This is a genomic window from Noviherbaspirillum aerium, from assembly GCF_008929045.1.
In the GTDB taxonomy this organism is placed as follows: domain Bacteria; phylum Pseudomonadota; class Gammaproteobacteria; order Burkholderiales; family Burkholderiaceae_D; genus Noviherbaspirillum; species Noviherbaspirillum aerium.
Genome location: NZ_VFAH01000001.1, coordinates 688,942 through 708,190 on the forward strand (window position 1 = coordinate 688,942; position 19,249 = coordinate 708,190).

Genomic DNA, 19,249 nt, shown 5'->3' on the forward strand with positions numbered 1-19,249 from the left:
AAATGGTTAATTCTACTCTGACCCTATTTTATTTAGATTGAACTATCTATTGCACTGCACTATCCTTCTGCTTCAATACCCCAAAAGTTGCGGAGAATCTTTATGCACGCGCAAGGTCTTTACGATCCTTCCAATGAACACGACGCCTGCGGCGTCGGTTTCATCGCCCATATCAAAGGCAAGAAAAGCCATTCCATCGTCCAGCAGGGTCTGCTCATCCTGAAAAATCTCGACCACAGGGGCGCTGTCGGCGCCGATCCGCTGATGGGCGACGGCGCGGGCATTCTGATTCAGATTCCCGATCAGTATTACCGCGAAGAAATGGCGAAGCAGGGTGTCGCATTGCCGCCGCCAGGCGAATACGGTGTTGGCATGGTCTTCCTGCCGAAGGAAAATGCATCACGCATCGCCTGCGAACAGGAAATCGAGCGTGCGGTCACCGCCGAAGGCCAGGTCGTCCTCGGCTGGCGCGACGTGCCGGTCGACTTCGACATGCCGATGTCGCCGACCGTGCGTGCCAAGGAACCGGTAATCCGCCAGATCTTCATCGGCCGCGGCGCCGACATCATGGTGACCGATGCCCTTGAACGCAAGCTGTATGTCATCCGCAAGTCGTCCGGCCACGCCATCCAGGCGCTGAACCTGATCCACGGCAAGGAATTCTTCGTGCCGTCGATGTCGGCACGCACCGTCGTCTACAAGGGCCTGCTGTTGGCCGACCAGGTAGGTGTTTACTACAAGGACCTGCAGGACGCGCGCTGCGTCTCCGCGCTGGCCCTGGTTCACCAGCGTTTCTCGACCAACACCTTCCCCGAGTGGCCGCTGGCTCACCCGTACCGCCTGATCGCCCACAACGGCGAAATCAACACCGTCAAGGGCAACTTCAACTGGATGCGCGCCCGCGAAGGCGTGATGAAGTCGGCCGTGCTCGGCGACGACCTGCAGAAGCTGTTCCCGCTGATCTATGAAGGCCAGTCCGATACCGCCTGCTTCGACAATGCGCTCGAACTGCTGCTGATGGCAGGCTATCCGCTCGCCCAGGCCATGATGATGATGATCCCGGAAGCCTGGGAAAACCACACATTGATGGACGACAACCGTCGCGCCTTCTATGAATACCATGCCGCGATGATGGAGCCGTGGGACGGTCCCGCCGCCATGGCCTTCACAGACGGCCGCCATATCGGCGGCACGCTCGACCGCAACGGCCTGCGTCCCGCACGCTACATCCAGACCGATGACGATTTCGTCGTCATGGCATCCGAGTCCGGCGTGCTGCCGATCCCGGAATCGAAGATCATCAAGAAATGGCGCCTGCAGCCGGGCAAGATGTTCCTGATCGACCTCGACGCCGGCCGCATCATCGATGACAAGGAACTCAAGGACACTTACGCCAACGCCAAGCCGTACAAGCAGTGGATCGATTCCGTCCGCATCAAGCTTGACGAACTCGATGCCGAGCCGGCCGAGCCGAAGGCGGAAATCCCGCTGCTGGACCGCCAGCAGGTATTCGGCTACACCCAGGAAGACCTGAAGTTCCTGATGGCGCCGATGGCATCCGCCGGCGAAGAAGCCGTCGGTTCGATGGGCAACGACTCGCCGCTGGCCGTCATGTCCAACAAGAACAAGACGCTCTACAACTACTTCAAGCAGCTGTTCGCCCAGGTGACCAACCCGCCGATCGACCCGATCCGCGAAGCGATGGTCATGTCGCTGGTGTCCTTCATCGGCCCGCGTCCGAACCTGCTCGATACCAACAACATCAACCCGCCGATGCGGCTGGAAGTGTCGCAGCCGATCCTCGACTACGCGGATATCGCCAAGCTGCGCAACATCAGCAAGCACACCGGCGGCAAGTTCAAGTCGCATGAACTGAACATCTGCTATCCGGTCGCCTGGGGCAAGGAAGGCATCGAAGCCCGCCTGGCTTCGCTGTGCGCGAAAGCCGTCGACGCCGTCAAGTCGGGCCATAACATCCTGATCATCTCCGACCGCAAGTTCGACGCGGAGCAGGTCGCCATCCCGGCGCTGCTGGCCACATCGGCAATTCACCTGCACCTGGTCAGCAAGGGCCTGCGCACCTCGACCGGCCTGGTCGTGGAGACCGGTTCCGCCCGCGAAACCCACCACTTCGCACTGCTCGCCGGCTATGGCGCGGAAGCCATCCACCCGTACCTCGCGATGGACACGCTGTGCGAAATGGCCCAGGGCCTGCCCGGCGCGCTGTCGCCCGAGAAAGCGATCTACAACTTCCAGAAGGCCGTCGGCAAGGGCCTGATGAAGGTCATGTCCAAGATGGGCATCTCGACCTACATGTCCTACTGCGGCGCGCAGATCTTCGAAGCCATCGGTCTCAACAAGGCGCTGGTCGACAAGTACTTCAAGGGCACCGCGTCCAATGTCGAAGGCATCGGCGTGTTCGAAGTCGCCGAGGAAGCGCTGCGCCTGCACAAGCTGGCCTTCTCCAATGACCCGGTGCTGGCCAACGCGCTCGACGCCGGCGGCGAATACGCATTCCGCGTCCGCGGCGAAGACCACATGTGGACGCCGGACGCGATCGCCAAGCTGCAGCATTCGACCCGTTCGAACAACTTCAACACCTACAAGGAATACGCGCAGATCATCAACGATCAATCCCGGCGCCACATGACCTTGCGCGGCCTGTTCGAGTTCAAGATCGATCCGTCGAAAGCCATCCCGATCGACGAAGTCGAACCGGCCAAGGAAATCGTCAAGCGCTTCGCCACCGGCGCGATGTCGCTCGGCTCGATCTCGACCGAAGCCCACGCCACGCTGGCCATCGCGATGAACCGCATCGGCGGCAAGTCCAACACCGGTGAAGGCGGCGAGGACGAGAACCGCTATCGCATGGAACTCAAGGGCATTCCGATCAAGAAGGGCGAAACGCTTGCCTCCGTGATCGGCAAGGACCGCGTCGAAGTCGATCTGCCGCTGCTGGCCGGCGATTCGCTGCGTTCCAAGATCAAGCAGGTGGCATCCGGCCGTTTCGGCGTCACCACCGAATACCTGACTTCGGCCGACCAGATCCAGATCAAGATGGCGCAGGGTGCCAAGCCGGGCGAGGGCGGCCAGCTGCCGGGCCACAAGGTGTCCGAGTACATCGCCAAGCTGCGTTTCTCGGTGCCGGGCGTCGGCCTGATTTCGCCGCCGCCGCACCACGACATCTACTCGATCGAAGATCTGGCGCAGCTGATCCATGACCTGAAGAACGCCAATCCGAAGGCATCGATCTCGGTCAAGCTGGTATCGGAAGTCGGCGTCGGCACGATTGCCGCGGGTGTTGCCAAAGCCAAGGCTGACCATGTCGTGATCGCCGGCCATGACGGCGGCACCGGCGCGTCGCCGCTGTCCTCGGTCAAGCATGCCGGATCGCCCTGGGAACTCGGCCTGGCCGAAACCCAGCAGACCCTGGTGCTCAACCGCCTGCGCAGCCGCATCCGCGTGCAGACCGACGGCCAGATCAAGACCGGCCGCGACGTCGTCATCGGCGCGCTGCTCGGCGCCGACGAATTCGGTTTCGCGACCGCGCCGCTGGTCGTCGAAGGCTGCATCATGATGCGCAAGTGCCATCTGAATACCTGCCCGGTCGGCGTTGCCACCCAGGATCCGGTGCTGCGCGCGAAGTTCCAGGGCAAGCCGGAACACGTGGTCAACTACTTCTTCTTCGTCGCCGAAGAGGCGCGCCAGATCATGGCGCAGCTGGGCGTGCGCAGCTTCAACGAACTGATCGGCCGTGCCGACCTGCTCGACAAGTCGAAGGCCATCGCCCACTGGAAAGCCAAGGGCCTGGACTTCAGCCGGATCTTCTATCAGCCGGAAGTGCCGGCGTCCGAGCCGCGCTACCAGGTGGAAGAGCAGGATCACGGTCTCGACAGCGCACTCGATCACAAGCTGATCGCGCAAGCCAAGGCCGCGCTGGAGAAGGGCGAAAAGGTTTCCTTCATTTCGCCGGTGCGCAACCGCAACCGTACCGTCGGCACCATGCTGTCGGGCGAAGTCGCGAAGCGTTACGGTCATGAAGGCCTGCCGGATGACACCATCCACATCCAGCTGCAGGGAACCGCAGGCCAGTCCGCCGGCGCGTTCCTGGCACATGGCATCACGCTGGACCTGGTCGGCGAAGGCAACGACTACGTCGGCAAGGGCTTGTCGGGCGGCCGCATCATCGTGCGTCCGAACACCGAGTTCCGCGGCTGGGCGGTTGACAACATCATCGTCGGCAACACCGTGCTGTACGGCGCGATTTCCGGCGAAGCCTTCTTCAACGGCGTGGCGGGCGAGCGTTTCGCCGTGCGTAACTCGGGGGCGGTCACCGTCGTCGAAGGCACCGGCGATCATGGCTGCGAATACATGACCGGCGGCACCGTGGTCGTGCTGGGCGCAACCGGCCGCAACTTCGCAGCCGGCATGTCGGGCGGCGTGGCTTATGTCTACGATCCTGACGGCGAGTTTGCCAAGAAGTGCAACATGTCGATGGTGGCCCTGGACCCGGTGCTGTCCGCCGCCGACCAGGAAGCCAAGATCGACAAGTCCGTCTGGCATGCCGCCACCCGCGGCGGCGAAAGCCAGACCGACGAGGCGATCCTGAAAGGCTTGATCGAGCGTCACTTCAAGTACACCGGCAGCACGCGCGCGCGCAACCTGCTCGATGACTGGGCAAATTCGCGCAACAAGTTCGTCAAGGTCTTCCCGACCGACTACAAGCGCGCTTTGGGCGAGATGCATGCCGCAGCTCAGGCAAAAGAAAAGGTCGCAGCCTAATCAACGTAGTGTCAACACACTGGCTGTTTTGTCCCTCCTCCGTGGCGGAGGGGGTTAGGTAGAGGAATGTCTGCCATTGCATCAATGGCAGACGCTTCCCGGCCCGACCCGGTTCTTCAGGATTCTGAAGGAGCGGTAGGGAGACAAGAAAGAATACTCAAGGAACATCATGGGAAAAGTCACCGGTTTTCTGGAATTCCAGCGCTTGCAGGAAGCAAGCGAAGCCCCTGTCGCACGCAAGAAGCATTACAAGGAATTCGTCGTCCATCTGAGCGACGCCGAAGCAAAGGTACAGGGTGCGCGCTGCATGGATTGCGGCATCCCCTTCTGCAACAACGGCTGCCCGGTCAACAACATCATTCCCGACTGGAATGACCTGGTTTACCACGGCAATTACAAGGAAGCGCTGGACAACCTGCATTCCACCAACAACTTCCCGGAATTCACCGGCCGCATCTGCCCCGCGCCTTGCGAAGCCGCCTGCACGCTCGGCATCAATAACGATCCGGTCGGCATCAAGTCGATCGAGCATTTCATCATCGACAAGGGATGGGAAAACGGCTGGGTCGTGCCGCAGATTCCTTCCGTGAAGACCGGCAAGAAAGTCGCCATCGTCGGCGCCGGCCCCGCAGGCATGGCAGCCGCACAGCAGCTGGCGCGCGCCGGCCACGACGTGACCCTGTTCGAAAAGAACGACCGCATCGGCGGCCTGCTGCGCTACGGCATCCCCGACTTCAAGATGGAAAAGTCGCACATCGACCGCCGCGTCGAGCAGATGAAGGCCGAAGGCGTGACTTTCCGCACCGGCGTTTTCGTCGGCAAGGACTTCCCGTCCAATGTCTACAACTGGGCCAAGGAAACCATTTCTCCCGACCAGCTGAAGAAGGATTTCGACGCGGTCGTGATCACCGGCGGCGCGGAAAATCCGCGTGATCTGCCGGTTCCCGGCCGTGAGCTCAAGGGTGTCCATTTCGCGATGGAATTCCTGCCGCTGCAGAACAAGGTCAATGCCGGTGACAAGGTCAAAGACCAGATCATGGCGACCGGCAAGCATGTCATCGTCATCGGCGGCGGCGATACCGGCTCCGATTGCGTCGGCACCTCCAACCGCCACGGCGCCGCTTCGGTGGTGCAGTTTGAACTGCTGCCCCAGCCTCCCGAGGAGGAAAACAAGCCGCTGGTCTGGCCGTACTGGCCGACCAAGCTGCGCACTTCCTCGTCGCATGAAGAAGGTTGCGAGCGTGACTGGGCAGTCGCCACCAAGCGCCTGGAAGGCAAGAACGGCAAGGTGGAAAAGCTGATCGCCGCCCGCGTAGAGTGGAAGGACGGCAAGATGCAGGAAGTGCCGAACTCCGAGTTCGAACTGAAGGCAGATCTCGTATTGCTGGCGATGGGCTTCGTCTCGCCGGTACAGCAGGTGCTGGATGCCTTTGGCGTCGACAAGGATTCCCGCGGCAATGCCAAGGCAACCACCGATGGCGACAACTGCTACAAGACTTCGGTCGACAAGGTTTTCGCCGCAGGCGACATGCGTCGCGGCCAGTCGCTGGTTGTCTGGGCAATCCGCGAAGGCCGCCAGTGCGCACGTGCCGTTGACGAATACCTGATGGGTTCATCGGTGTTGCCGAGATAAATAATTTTTGTTGTTTTTTGTTGCCGGAAGCCCGCCAGATGTCAGAATTTGGCGGGTTTTTTTGTTGGTTTTTCAGCCTTGCTTGGTTTACGCCAAAAGTGCGATTGCAATTTCTGCACTACAATCTCACCTTTGTCTAAAAATCGTCCGCTGTGCCTAATCTTGTCGAAATCCGCGATCTTCATTTTGCCTATGGAACGCGAGCAATTCTTTCCGGACTCCATATGGATTTTCCCCGGGGGAAGGTGGTCGCCGTCATGGGTGGCTCCGGTTCGGGCAAAACGACGATCCTGCGCCTGATCGGCGGACAGATTACCCAGCAGCGCGGCACTGTCAGCGTAGCCGGCGAAGCCATCGATTCACGCAACAGCAAGGCACTCTACGTGCAGCGCCGGAAGATGGGAATGCTGTTCCAGCACGGCGCGCTCTTCACCGATCTGTCGGTATTCGAAAATGTCGCCTTTCCGCTGCGCGAACATACTCGCCTGCCGGAAGACATGATCCGCGACCTCGTACTGATGAAGCTGCATGCGGTCGGCCTGCGCAACGCAGCCCAGCTCAAGCCTTCCGAAATTTCCGGCGGCATGGCGCGGCGGGTGGCTCTGGCGCGCGCGGTTGCGCTCGACCCGCAACTGATCATGTACGACGAGCCGTTTGCCGGACTGGACCCAATTTCCATGGGCGTCACCGCCAACCTGATCCGCCGGCTTAATGACGCCTTGGGATCGACCTCGATCGTGGTGTCCCATGACGTGCATGAAACCTTCACCATCGCCGACCATGTCTATTTTCTTTCGCAGGGAAAGATCGTGGCCCACGGTACGCCGGAGCAGATGCGCGCCTCCGATGATCCCTATGTAAAGCAGTTCGTCCATGCCGAGGCGGATGGTCCGGTGCCGTTTCACTATCCCGGCCGGTCGATCGCGGAAGATTTGCAGCTGGGGGTGCGGCGATGATTGTCAATGCGGTATCGGCAATCGGTCGCCGGGTGCGGGAAACGCTTGCCAATGTGGGCTTCGCCACGCGCTCCTTTTTCTCCGTCATTCTGGCATCCGCCATGTTATGGCGCCGCCCGCGGCTCATCACGGACCAGATCCACTTCATCGGCAATTATTCGCTGGTGATCATCGCGGTATCCGGCCTGTTTGTCGGCTTCGTGCTCGGCCTGCAAGGGTATTACACCCTGACCCGCTATGGTTCCGAACAGGCGCTGGGCCTGCTGGTTGCCCTGTCGCTGACGCGTGAACTGGGACCAGTCGTGACGGCCCTGCTGTTTGCCGGGCGCGCAGGCACTTCGCTGACCGCCGAAATCGGCCTGATGAAAGCCGGGGAGCAGTTGTCGGCGATGGAAATGATGGCGGTGAACCCGCTCGAACGCGTGGTGGCTCCCCGTTTCTGGGCGGGCGTCATCGCCATGCCCATTCTGGCGGCGATCTTCAGCGCCGTCGGCATACTGGGCGGCTACATCGTCGGCGTACAGCTGATCGGGGTCGATGAAGGTGCCTTCTGGTCGCAGATGCAAGGCGGTGTCGATATCTGGAAGGATATTGCCAATGGCGTCATCAAAAGCGTGGTGTTCGGATTTGCGGTAACGTTCATCGCACTGTTCCAGGGCTACGAGGCACAGCCCACGCCGGAAGGCGTCGCACGCGCCACCACCCGCACCGTCGTTATTGCTTCCCTGACAGTACTGTGGCTGGACTTCCTGCTTACCGCGCTCATGTTCAATTGAGATTTGGTAAAAACAGCAACATCGCCCTCGAAAACGCGATCTAAACAATTTTCTTGACGTGAAACCATATCAGCGGTTTTGCAACCTATAGTGTGAGTATGTAGTCATGCAACGTAAATCATTGGACCTTTGGGTCGGCATGTTTGTCCTGTTTGGTGCGGCGGCACTGGTGTTTCTGGCATTGAAAGCCGGCAACATGAGTTCCTTGTCATTCGCACCGACCTATACGGTCACGACGCGGTTCGACAACATTGGCGGCCTCAAGCCCCGTGCTCCGGTCAAGAGCGCCGGCGTCGTAGTCGGACGCGTGGCGGACATCCGTTTCGATGACAAGACTTACCAGGCTCTCGTGACCCTCAGTCTCGAAAGCAATTACAAATTTCCCAAAGACAGTTCGGCGAAGATTCTGACGTCCGGCTTGCTTGGTGAACAATATATTGGTCTGGAACCTGGCGGCGACACTAATAATCTCGCTGCCGGCGACCGAATCAAGATGACGCAGTCCGCCGTGGTGCTCGAAAACCTGATCAGTCAGTTTCTCTATAGCAAGGCAGCGGAAGGAAAGGACGGGGAATGATAATGAAGGCGAAAAAATTAATAAAAACAAGCCTGGTTGCCGTGGCCATCGCATTGTCCGGATGCGCCACCAACAATCCCGGGGACCCGTTTGAAAATTTCAATCGGGCGATGTTCACCTTCAACGACAAGGTCGATCAGGCCGCAGTGAAGCCGGCGGCCGAGGTTTATAGCAATGTCGTGCCGCACTTTGTGCAGATCGGTGTGGGCAACTTCTTTGGTAACCTCGGCGATGTCTGGACAGCAATCAATAATTTTCTCCAAGGCAAGGTAGAGCATGGCATGTCCGATGTCATGCGCGTCGCCGTCAACTCCACTTTCGGCTTGGGCGGCGTGCTCGACATCGGATCCGAAGCAGGCTTGCCGAAGCACAAGGAGGATTTCGGCCAGACGCTTGGCAAATGGGGGATCAAGTCCGGGCCGTACATCGTGCTCCCGCTTCTGGGGTCCACCACGCTGCGCGATACCGCTGCCATGCCGGTCGATTGGAGTGCCGATCTCTGGAGTTATCATCATCCGGTGCATTGGCGCAACGTCGGATCGGTCGTTCGCGTGATCGATCTGCGGGCCAGCGTTCTCGATGCCTCCAATCTGCTTGAAGAAGCGGCATTGGATCGCTATGTATTCGTGCGGGACGCTTATCTCCAGCGCAGGCAGAGCAAGGTGTACGACGGGGAAGTGCCGAGTTCGAAATATGAACATGATGTCGGTCCGACCAGCGCAACCGATGACACCACCGGCCAGACTTCATCAGCCGCCGCTTCGGAACCGGCTACGGAGGCGGTTGTCAAACTGGAAAAAAATGAAACTGCGGGCGCGATGCCCGGCGCGGAGACAAAACAATAATACGCTGCCCGGTATGCCATTGCGGCATGTCGCGCGTTTCCGATATGCGGCGCGGCTTTCGCGCTGCCATTTGATTAAATCAATCAGGAACCTATGAAACTGCTCAAGACTTTATTTGCCATCGCCAGTCTGACGGTCGGCGCGCTCGGTTTTGCACCGGCCGCCTCGGCCCAGGAAGCACCCGACGCTTTGGTCAAGCGCATCAGCCAGGAGGTTCTGGATACTGCCAAGAGCGACAAGGATATCCAGAACGGCAACCAGAAAAAGGTACTGGAACTGGTGGAGGCCAAGATTCTTCCCCACGTCGACTTTCAGCGCATGACCGCGCTCGCCGCCGGGCGTTTCTGGCGCGAAGCCACGCCGGAGCAGCAGAAGCAGCTCACCAACGAATTCCGTACGCTGCTGATCTACACCTATTCCGGCGCCATTTCCCAAGTCAAGGATCAGAAGCTCGAATTCAAGCCCTTGCGCGCGGATGCGGCCGATACCGAAGTCGAAGTCCGTTCCCAAGTCGTGCAGTCGCGCGGCGGCGATCCGATCCAGCTGAACTACCGTCTCGAAAAATCGTCCGGCGCCTGGAAAATCTATGATGTCAACGTGCTCGGTGCCTGGCTGGTCGAGACCTACAAGGGCAACTTTGCCTCGGAAATCGGCAAGGGCGGCATCGACGGCCTGATCAAGACGCTGTCCGACAAGAACAAGCGTCTTGCCGCAAGCGCCGCGAAAACCGTCAAGTCCTGATCCATGTATCAACCTAGCTTGACGCTGACCGTCAATAACGCGCAGACCGTGCTGGAAGCCGGTTTGCGCGCGATCGCCGAAGGTCAGACCCAGATCGATCTCGGAGGCCTGACTGTCGTCGACTCGGCCGCGGTCGCGACATTGCTTGCATGGCAGCGCGCGGCGCAGCGTGCCGGCAAGTCGATTGTTTTCCGCAATCTTTCCGCCGGGCTGCAGAGCCTGATCGAACTGTACGGCGTCAGCGAACTCCTTTCCATCGCCCGCAGCGGCGAACATCAAAGCGATCTCGCCCATCATTGACGGTCGTTCTCGACCCGTCCCGCTCCGGCTTCCTGACCGGAAATCCAATATAATCAAGGGTTCCGCCAAAGCTTGCGCCTTCTAGCGCGCAAGCGGCCCTCCCGATAAAGTGATCTAGCCGCCATGGCTGCCCTCCAAATCGTCAATGTCGAAAAACGCTACAAGTCCCTGCAGGCGCTTGGCGGCGTTTCCCTGTCCATCGAGCCGGGAGAATTCTTCGGCCTGCTGGGACCCAACGGTGCCGGAAAGACAACGCTGATTTCCATCATCGCCGGTCTCAACCGCGCCGATTCCGGAACCGTATCGATCCACGGCCACGATGTCGTGACCGATTACCGGGAAGCCCGCAAGCGGCTCGGCGTCGTGCCGCAGGAACTGGTGTTCGATCCTTTCTTCACGGTGCGTGAAACGCTGCGCATGCAGTCCGGCTACTTCGGCCTGAAGAAGAATGATGACTGGATCGATGAGGTGATGGCCAACCTGGATCTGACCAACAAGGCCGATACGAATACCCGTGCATTGTCGGGCGGCATGAAGCGGCGAGTGCTGGTGGCGCAAGCCCTGGTGCACCGGCCGCCTGTGATCGTGCTGGACGAGCCGACCGCGGGCGTGGACGTGGAATTGCGCCAGACCTTGTGGAAATTCATTTCCCGCCTCAACCACGAAGGCCATACCATCGTCCTGACCACGCACTACCTGGAAGAAGCCCAGGCACTGTGCAATCGCATCGCCATGCTCAAGGCGGGCAAGGTGGTTGCGCTCGATTCGACCTCCGCATTGCTCAAGCGCATTTCCGGCTCCCAGCTGATCGTGCACCTGGCGCGCGGCGGCCTTCCCGATGCGCTCAAGCCGCTCGTCTCCCATCCCGACGAACTCATCGGCGGCAGCAAGTACACGCTGCGCGTCAATGATTACTCCGAAGTCGAGCCGATTCTCGCCGCGCTGCGTGAAGCCGGTGCCGTCATCGACGACATGCATTTGCAGCAGGCCGACCTGGAAGATGTGTTCATCCAGATCATGGAAGGGGAGAAGTGATGACCGGCTTCCAGACCCTTTTCTACAAGGAAATCCTGCGTTTCTGGAAAGTCGCGACCCAGACCATCACCGCGCCCATCCTGACCGCCATGCTGTATCTGCTGATCTTCGGCCATGTGCTGGAAGAGCATGTGCAGGTCTATCCCGATGTCCGCTATACCGCCTTCCTGGTGCCCGGACTGGTAATGATGAGCGTGCTGCAGAATGCGTTCGCCAATAGCTCCTCTTCGCTGATCCAGTCCAAGATCACTGGCAACCTGGTCTTTGTCCTGCTGCCGCCGCTGTCGCACTGGGATCTGTTTGCCGCCTACGTGCTGGCGGCGGTGGTGCGCGGCCTGGCGGTCGGCACCGGCGTATTCCTGATTACCACCTGGTTTGCTGACCTGACCTTCTTTGCGCCGTGGTGGATTGTCATTTTCGCCTTGCTGGGTGCAGCCATCCTCGGCACCATGGGCCTGATCGCCGGTATCTGGGCGGAAAAGTTCGACCAGCTCGCTGCCTTCCAGAATTTTCTGATCATGCCGGCAACCTTTTTGTCGGGCGTGTTCTATTCCATTCATTCGCTGCCGGTTTTCTGGCAGACGGTATCGCACTTCAACCCGTTTTTTTATATGATTGACGGCTTCCGCTACGGCTTCTTCGGCAAATCCGACGTCGATCCATTGCTCAGCTTTTCCATTGTCAGCGTGTTTTTCATGCTGCTCGCGGGATTCGCGATTCGCATGCTCAAACGCGGATACAAGCTGCGTCACTAAGAGTCACCAAGACCGTCAGGTCAATCAGGTCACAAAGGGAAGACCATGCTACCCACACCCGAGCTTGTCAAAAGTTACATCGCCGCCGGCCTCGACTGCGCCCACCTCGAAGTGGAAGGCGACGGCCAGCATTTCAATGCCGTGATCGTCTCCAGCGCCTTCGCCGGCAAGCGACTGATCCAGCGCCACCAGCTGGTGTACGCCGCTTTGGGCGACCGCATGCGCGAGGAAATCCATGCGCTGTCGATGAAGACACTCACCCCTGAAGAATTCCAGAAATAATGGACAAACTGCTTATTACCGGCGGCAACCGCCTGTCCGGCGACATCACTATCTCCGGTGCCAAGAACGCCGCGTTGCCCATCCTGTGCGCCGGCCTGCTCACGGCCGACACGGTGCAGCTGTCCAACGTGCCGCATCTGCAGGACGTCAACACCATGCTCAAGCTGCTGCGCCAGATGGGCTTGCGCGTCGAGCAGGATGACGACCGCTATTCCCTCAACGGCGCGGCCATCGACAAGTGCGAAGCGCCGTATGAAATGGTCAAGACCATGCGCGCATCGATCCTGGTGCTCGGTCCGCTGCTGGCGCGCTTCGGCGAAGCCAAGGTATCGCTGCCCGGCGGCTGCGCCATCGGCTCGCGCCCGGTTGATCAGCACATCAAGGGCTTGCAGGCGATGGGCGCCGACATCACCATCGAAGCCGGCTACATCCATGCCAAGGTCAAGAAGCTTCGGGGTGCGCGCATCCTGACCGACATGATCACCGTCACCGGCACCGAAAACCTGCTGATGGCGGCGACGCTGGCCGAAGGCGAGACCGTGCTGGAAAATGCGGCGCGCGAGCCGGAAGTCACCGACCTTGCCAATCTGCTCGTCGCCATGGGCGCGAAGATCGAAGGCATCGGCACCGACCGCCTGGTGATCCAGGGCGTGGCCAAGCTGCATGGCGCATCGCATACCGTGATCGCCGACCGCATCGAGACCGGCACCTTCCTGTGCGCGGTTGCGGCCGCCGGCGGCGATGTCACGCTGAAGAACACCCGCGGCGACATCCTCGAAGTCGCCCTCGACAAGCTGCGCGAGGCCGGCGCCATCCTGACCACCGGCAGCGACTGGATCCGGGTGCAGATGTCGGCGCGTCCGAAAGCGGTCAGCTTCCGCACCACCGAATATCCCGGTTTTCCGACCGACATGCAGGCCCAGTTCATGGCGCTCGATTGCATCGCCGACGGCATCAGCCGCGTGACCGAAACGATTTTCGAAAACCGGTTCATGCATGTGCAGGAACTCAACCGCCTCGGCGCCTCGATCGACATCGACGGCCACACGGCGATCGTGCAGGGCGTCGACAAGCTGATCGGCGCCCCGGTGATGGCGACCGACCTGCGCGCATCCGCTTCGCTGGTGATTGCCGCGCTGGCGGCGCAGGGCCAGACGCTGGTCGACCGCATCTATCATCTCGACCGCGGCTACGACCGCATGGAAGTCAAGCTGTCCGCCGTCGGCGCCAACATTGAACGGGTCAAGTAAATGGGCCAGCAACTGACACTCGCGCTGTCCAAGGGCCGCATCTTCGAGGAAACCCTGCCGCTGCTGGAAGCGGCCGGCATCACCGTCACCGAAAATCCGGAAAAGTCGCGCAAGCTGATCCTGCCGACCAATGATCCGGACGTGCGCGTCATCATCGTGCGCGCCTCCGACGTGCCGACCTATGTGCAGTACGGCGCCGCCGATTTCGGCGTGGCCGGCAAGGATGTGCTGCTTGAACATGGCGGCGAGGGACTGTACCAGCCGATCGACCTCAACATCGCCAAGTGCCGGCTGTCGGTCGCGGTGCCCGCAGGCTTCGATTATGCCAATGCGGTGCGCCAGGGCGCGCGCCTGCGCGTGGTGACCAAGTACGTCAAGTGCGCGAGCGAACACTTCGCCGCCAAGGGCGTCCACGTGGACCTGATCAAGCTCTACGGCTCGATGGAGCTCGGCCCGCTGGTTGGCTTGTCGGATGCGATCGTCGACCTGGTGAGCACCGGCAGCACGCTGCGCGCCAATAACCTGGTCGAGGTCGAGCATATTCTCGATATTTCCTCACGCCTGGTGGTCAACCAGGCGGCATTGAAACTCAAGCGCGAGCGCCTGCAGCCGATTCTGGCGGCCTTCGAAAAAGCCTCGAAAGCGGTATGACACCATGACCATCCAGATTCGCAAACTCGATTCCAGCGTCCCCGACTTCAAGGCGCAACTGTCCGCAGTGCTCGCATTCGAAGCCGGCGAGGATGAGGCCATCGACCGTGCCGCCGCGCAGATTCTCGCCGACGTCAAGGCGCGGGGCGATGCCGCCGTGCTCGACTGCACCAACCGCTTCGACAAGCTCGAAAGCGGCAGCGTCGCCAGCCTCGAAATCGGCAAGGACGAGCTGCGCGCCGCGCTCGATGCGCTCGCGCCGGAGCGCCGCGCCGCGCTGCAAACCGCCGCCGACCGGGTGCGCGCCTATCACGAGCGGCAGAAAGCCGAAACCGGAAGCGACGGTTTCACCTACACCGAAGCCGACGGCACCGTGCTCGGACAGAAGGTCACGCCGCTCGACCGGGTCGGCATCTATGTTCCCGGCGGCAAGGCTGCCTATCCGTCCTCGGTACTGATGAATGCGATTCCGGCCAAGGTGGCCGGCGTGCAGGAAGTCATCATGGTGGTGCCCACGCCCAATGGCGTGAAGAACGAACTCGTGCTGGCCGCCGCGGCGATTGCCGGCGTCGACCGCGTCTTCACCATCGGCGGCGCGCAGGCGGTCGGCGCGCTGGCCTACGGCACCGACACCATTCCGCAGGTCGACAAGATCGTCGGCCCCGGCAATGCCTATGTCGCCGCCGCCAAGCGGCGCGTGTTCGGCATCGTCGGCATCGACATGATCGCCGGTCCGTCGGAAATCCTGGTGCTGTGCGACGGTTCCACCGATCCCGACTGGGTGGCGATGGACCTGTTCTCGCAGGCCGAGCATGACGAGCTGGCGCAGTCCATCCTGGTCTGCCCGGACGAGGCCTATATCGCGAAAGTCGAAGCCAGCATCAACCGCCTGCTCGACGCCATGCCGCGCAAGGAAGTGATCCGCACATCGCTGACCAACCGCGGCGCGATGGTCAAGGTGCGCGACATGGACGAGGCTTGCGAGATCGCCAACCTGATCGCGGCCGAGCACCTGGAAATTTCGGCGGAGGATCCGCAGCAGTGGGCCGACAAGGTGCGCCATGCCGGTGCCATGTTCCTCGGACGCTTCTCTTCCGAATCCCTCGGCGATTACTGCGCCGGTCCGAATCATGTGCTGCCGACCTCGCGCACCGCGCGCTTTTCGTCGCCGCTGGGCGTCTACGATTTCCAGAAGCGTTCCAGCATCATTCACGTGAGCGAAGCGGGCGCCCAGACGCTGGGCAGGATTGCCGCCGAGCTCGCCTATGGCGAAGGCCTGCAGGCACACGCCGGCTCGGCCGAGTACCGGCTCAAATGACGGCGTCGGAAAGGCGCCGCATGATTGCCCTCAACGCCGCGGCAGGCGTCTTGTCCTGCCTGCTGCAGCCGCTCCCGACGTCCGGTGAGCGGCAATGACATCCTGGCTCAACAACGTCTTTTGCGAAGACGCGCTGCAGGGGCTTGCCCGCATTCCCGACGGCAGCGTCGATCTGCTGATCGCCGACCCGCCTTACGGGCTGGGCAAGGATTACGGCAATGATTCCGACAAGCTCGACGCCGAGGCCTATCTGCAATGGACCGAACAATGGGTCGATGCGGCGCTGCCCAAGCTCAAGGCCAACGGCAGCTTCTACATTTTCCTGACCTGGCGCTACTCGCCCGAAATCTTCGTCATGCTGAAGAAGCGCATGACCATGATCAACGAAATCGTCTGGGACCGCCGGGTGCCGTCGATGGGCGGCAGCACCCGCCGTTTCTCGTCGGTGCACGACACCATCGGCTTCTTCGCGAAGGCGCGGGATTATCATTTCGATCTCGATGCCGTGCGCATCCCGTATGATGCCGAGACCAAGAAGGCAAGGTCGCGCTCCATCTTCGTCGGCGCCAAGTGGCTGGAAATCGGCTATAACCCGAAGGATGTCTGGAGCGTGTCGCGCCTGCACCGCGAGCATCGCGAGCGCGCCGATCATCCTACGCAAAAGCCGCTGGAAATCATCGAGCGCATGATCAAGGCCTCGTGCCCGGCGGACGGCATCGTGCTCGATCCCTTCTTGGGCAGCGGCACGACCGCGGTGGCGGCCAGGCGCTGCGGAAGGAATTTCGTCGGCTTTGAACTCAATGCCGAATATTGCCAGTTGATCCAGTCGCGTCTGGCGGCACTGGACGACAAGGTGGCATGACCCCGTATTTGCGCGGCAGCCAGGTTGCCGCATTCTTGAGATTTGGATCGAGATAATCAAACTATGTCCCTGATCGACACCATCATCCGTCCCGACGTGCGTTCGCTGGCGGCTTACCATGTGCCCGATTCGACCGGCTTCGTCAAGCTCGATGCGATGGAAAACCCGTACACGCTGCCCGAGCACCTGCGCGGCGAGCTTGGACAGCGCCTTGCCGAAGTGGCGATGAACCGTTATCCGGTGCCGTCCTATACCGAGCTCAAGCAAAAGATCTGCGAGAGGCTCGGCGTGCCCGGCGGCTATGACGTGGTGCTCGGCAACGGTTCGGACGAACTGATCACCTTGCTGTCGGTGGCTTGCGCGAAGCCGGGCGCCAAGGTGCTGGCCCCGACGCCGGGCTTTGTGATGTATGCGATGTCGGCCAAGTTCGCCGGCCTGGAATTCGTCGGCGTGCCGCTGACAGCCGATTTCGGCCTGGACAAATCCGCCATGCTGGCCGCCATCGAGGAGCACAAGCCGGCCATCGTTTATCTTGCCTATCCCAACAATCCGACCGGGAACCTGTTCGATGAAAACGACATGGTCGAGATCATCAGGGCCGCGCAGGACACCGGCATCGTCGTGGTGGACGAGGCCTACCAGCCGTTCGCGCAGACCAGTTTCATGCCGCGTCTGCCGGAATTTGCTAATCTGGTGGTCATGCGCACCGTATCCAAGCTGGGCCTGGCCGGTATCAGGCTCGGCTACATGTCCGCCGGCAGCGAACTGCTGACCGAGTTCGACAAGGTCCGGCCGCCGTACAACATCAATGTGCTCACCCAGGCCGCAGCCGAATTCGTGCTCGACCATGTGGATGTGCTGGATGAGCAGGCGGCCGCCCTGCGCGAGGAACGCACTCGCCTGGCGGCGGCATTGAGCGTGCTTCCGGGAATCGAAGTGTTCCCGTCGGCAGCGAATTTCCTGCTGGTGCGCGTCAGGCATGAAAAAATAAACAGCAATGATGTCTTTTCTGCATTGTTAGATCGTAAGGTTTTGATCAAAAATGTCGGTAAAATGCACCCATTGCTGGAAAACTGCTTGCGGATCACCGTCAGCACCCCCGAAGAGAACCGCTTGCTGCTCGATGCCGTCATGGCATCGCTGGCTCCTTAATTTTTAGTATTCATTCACATGTCCACGCCCCGCGTTGCAGAGGTCACCCGCAATACCAACGAGACGCAGATCCGCGTCGCGATCAACCTCGACGGTACCGGTCAGCAAAAGCTCAATACCGGTGTTCCTTTCCTTGACCACATGCTCGACCAGATCGCCCGCCACGGCCTGATCGATCTCGACATCGAAGCCAAGGGAGACCTGCACATCGATGCCCACCATACGGTGGAAGACGTCGGCATCACGCTGGGCCAGGCTTTCGCCAAGGCCATCGGCGACAAGAAGGGCATCCGCCGCTACGGACATGCCTACGTGCCGCTCGATGAAGCGCTGTCACGCGTCGTGGTCGATTTCTCCGGACGCCCGGGTATCGAATTCCATGTGCCGTTCAAGCGTTCGATGATCGGGGCTTTCGATGTCGACCTGACGCACGAGTTCTTCCAGGGCTTCGTCAATCACGCGCTCGTCACATTGCATATCGATAATCTGCGCGGCGAAAACGCTCATCATCAGTGCGAAACCGTATTCAAGGCATTTGGCCGCGCACTGCGCATGGCCGCCGAACTCGATCCGCGAGCGGCGGGAATGATTCCCTCGACCAAGGGCAGCCTGTAACAGCGTACGGCAACGTACGGCGTTGATTGAGCTTTCAGACAAATGAACAAGATAGTTGTAGTGGATTACGGGATGGGCAACCTGCGCTCGGTGGCGCAGGCGCTCCGTCATGCCGCGCCGGAGGCCGACGTGCGCATCTCCGGCGAACTCGCGGACATCCGTGCCGCCGACCGCCTGGTGTTGCCGGGGCAGGGCGCCATGCCGGATTGCATGCGCTGCCTGCGGGAATCCGGCCTGCAGGAAGCCGTGATCGAGTTCACCCGCACCAAGCCCCTGCTCGGCGTATGCGTCGGCGAGCAATTGCTGTTTGACTTGAGCGAGGAAGGCAATACGCCGGGCATCGGCCTGATCCCGGGAAAAGTCGTGCGCTTCCGCCTCGACGGCATGCTGCAGGAGGATGGATCGCGTTTCAAGGTGCCGCAAATGGGCTGGAACCGGGTCAGGCAAACGCTGTCCCATCCGCTGTGGAATGGCATTAACGACAACAGTTACTTCTACTTCGTGCACAGTTACTATGCACAGCCTGCGGACCGTACCCATACCGCCGGCGAAACCGATTACGGCGCACCCTTTGCATGCGCGGTCGCCAAAGATAATATATTCGCTACACAGTTTCATCCGGAAAAAAGCGCTGCGGCAGGTTTGCAGATTTACAAGAATTTCGCCCATTGGAATCCCTGATCGCCGGGTTCCGAGGAAATTGTTTGTGTTCCAGAGCC

18 protein-coding genes are annotated in these 19,249 nt (G+C 60.6%); all 18 read left to right on the top strand.

Annotated features, from left to right (window positions below; all coding sequences use genetic code 11):
• Window positions 1–102: 102 nt before the first annotated feature.
• Window positions 103–4,782, top strand: coding sequence for a glutamate synthase-related protein (locus FH061_RS03160; RefSeq protein ID WP_151632806.1), 4,680 nt, complete (start codon window positions 103–105; stop codon window positions 4,780–4,782).
• 169 nt (window positions 4,783–4,951) lie between these two features.
• Window positions 4,952–6,415, top strand: a complete 1,464-nt coding sequence (locus FH061_RS03165; RefSeq protein WP_151632808.1) for a glutamate synthase subunit beta — start codon at window positions 4,952–4,954, stop codon at window positions 6,413–6,415.
• A gap of 152 nt (window positions 6,416–6,567) precedes the next feature.
• Entirely contained in the window at window positions 6,568–7,371 is an 804-nt protein-coding gene (locus tag FH061_RS03170) for an ABC transporter ATP-binding protein (RefSeq protein WP_151632809.1), read from the top strand.
• Entirely contained in the window at window positions 7,368–8,147 is a 780-nt protein-coding gene (mlaE, locus tag FH061_RS03175; RefSeq protein ID WP_151632811.1) for a lipid asymmetry maintenance ABC transporter permease subunit MlaE, read from the top strand. The genes FH061_RS03170 and mlaE overlap by 4 nt, the downstream gene beginning before the upstream one ends.
• A gap of 106 nt (window positions 8,148–8,253) precedes the next feature.
• The gene (mlaD, locus tag FH061_RS03180) at window positions 8,254–8,724 is read left to right on the top strand and encodes an outer membrane lipid asymmetry maintenance protein MlaD (RefSeq protein WP_151632813.1); all 471 of its coding nucleotides are present in this window, start codon (window positions 8,254–8,256) and stop codon (window positions 8,722–8,724) included.
• A gap of 2 nt (window positions 8,725–8,726) precedes the next feature.
• Window positions 8,727–9,569, top strand: a complete 843-nt coding sequence (locus tag FH061_RS03185) for an MlaA family lipoprotein (RefSeq protein ID WP_225984456.1) — start codon at window positions 8,727–8,729, stop codon at window positions 9,567–9,569.
• A 93-nt stretch (window positions 9,570–9,662) separates the two neighbouring features.
• Window positions 9,663–10,310 carry an MlaC/ttg2D family ABC transporter substrate-binding protein gene (locus FH061_RS03190; RefSeq protein ID WP_151632818.1) on the top strand — a complete coding sequence of 216 codons (648 nt, stop codon included), beginning with the start codon at window positions 9,663–9,665 and terminating at the stop codon, window positions 10,308–10,310.
• Window positions 10,311–10,313: 3 nt separating this feature from the next.
• Window positions 10,314–10,610, top strand: a complete 297-nt coding sequence (locus FH061_RS03195) for an STAS domain-containing protein (RefSeq protein ID WP_151632820.1) — start codon at window positions 10,314–10,316, stop codon at window positions 10,608–10,610.
• A 123-nt stretch (window positions 10,611–10,733) separates the two neighbouring features.
• Window positions 10,734–11,645 carry an ABC transporter ATP-binding protein gene (locus FH061_RS03200; RefSeq protein WP_151632821.1) on the top strand — a complete coding sequence of 304 codons (912 nt, stop codon included), beginning with the start codon at window positions 10,734–10,736 and terminating at the stop codon, window positions 11,643–11,645.
• Window positions 11,645–12,400, top strand: a complete 756-nt coding sequence (locus tag FH061_RS03205; protein WP_151632823.1) for an ABC transporter permease — start codon at window positions 11,645–11,647, stop codon at window positions 12,398–12,400. Before FH061_RS03200 ends, FH061_RS03205 begins: the two co-directional genes overlap by 1 nt.
• A 45-nt stretch (window positions 12,401–12,445) precedes the next feature.
• Window positions 12,446–12,682, top strand: coding sequence for a BolA family protein (locus tag FH061_RS03210; protein WP_151632825.1), 237 nt, complete (start codon window positions 12,446–12,448; stop codon window positions 12,680–12,682).
• A complete protein-coding gene (murA, locus tag FH061_RS03215; protein WP_151632827.1) occupies window positions 12,682–13,932 on the top strand; it encodes a UDP-N-acetylglucosamine 1-carboxyvinyltransferase in 1,251 nt (416 codons plus the stop codon). The genes FH061_RS03210 and murA overlap by 1 nt, the downstream gene beginning before the upstream one ends.
• Window positions 13,933–14,583: an ATP phosphoribosyltransferase gene (gene hisG / locus FH061_RS03220; protein ID WP_151632829.1), complete on the top strand. Its 651-nt coding sequence runs from the start codon at window positions 13,933–13,935 to the stop codon at window positions 14,581–14,583.
• A gap of 4 nt (window positions 14,584–14,587) precedes the next feature.
• Window positions 14,588–15,901, top strand: coding sequence for a histidinol dehydrogenase (hisD, locus tag FH061_RS03225; RefSeq protein WP_151632831.1), 1,314 nt, complete (start codon window positions 14,588–14,590; stop codon window positions 15,899–15,901).
• A 94-nt stretch (window positions 15,902–15,995) separates the two neighbouring features.
• Entirely contained in the window at window positions 15,996–16,763 is a 768-nt protein-coding gene (locus FH061_RS03230; protein WP_151632833.1) for a DNA-methyltransferase, read from the top strand.
• A gap of 63 nt (window positions 16,764–16,826) precedes the next feature.
• A complete protein-coding gene (gene hisC / locus FH061_RS03235; protein WP_151632835.1) occupies window positions 16,827–17,915 on the top strand; it encodes a histidinol-phosphate transaminase in 1,089 nt (362 codons plus the stop codon).
• Between the two features lie 18 nt (window positions 17,916–17,933).
• Complete coding sequence (gene hisB, locus FH061_RS03240; protein ID WP_151632837.1) at window positions 17,934–18,530, top strand: imidazoleglycerol-phosphate dehydratase HisB; 597 nt, start codon at window positions 17,934–17,936, stop codon at window positions 18,528–18,530.
• A 42-nt stretch (window positions 18,531–18,572) separates the two neighbouring features.
• On the top strand, window positions 18,573–19,211 hold the full coding sequence (gene hisH / locus FH061_RS03245) for an imidazole glycerol phosphate synthase subunit HisH (RefSeq protein WP_151632839.1): 639 nt from the start codon (window positions 18,573–18,575) through the stop codon (window positions 19,209–19,211).
• Window positions 19,212–19,249 lie beyond the last annotated feature (38 nt).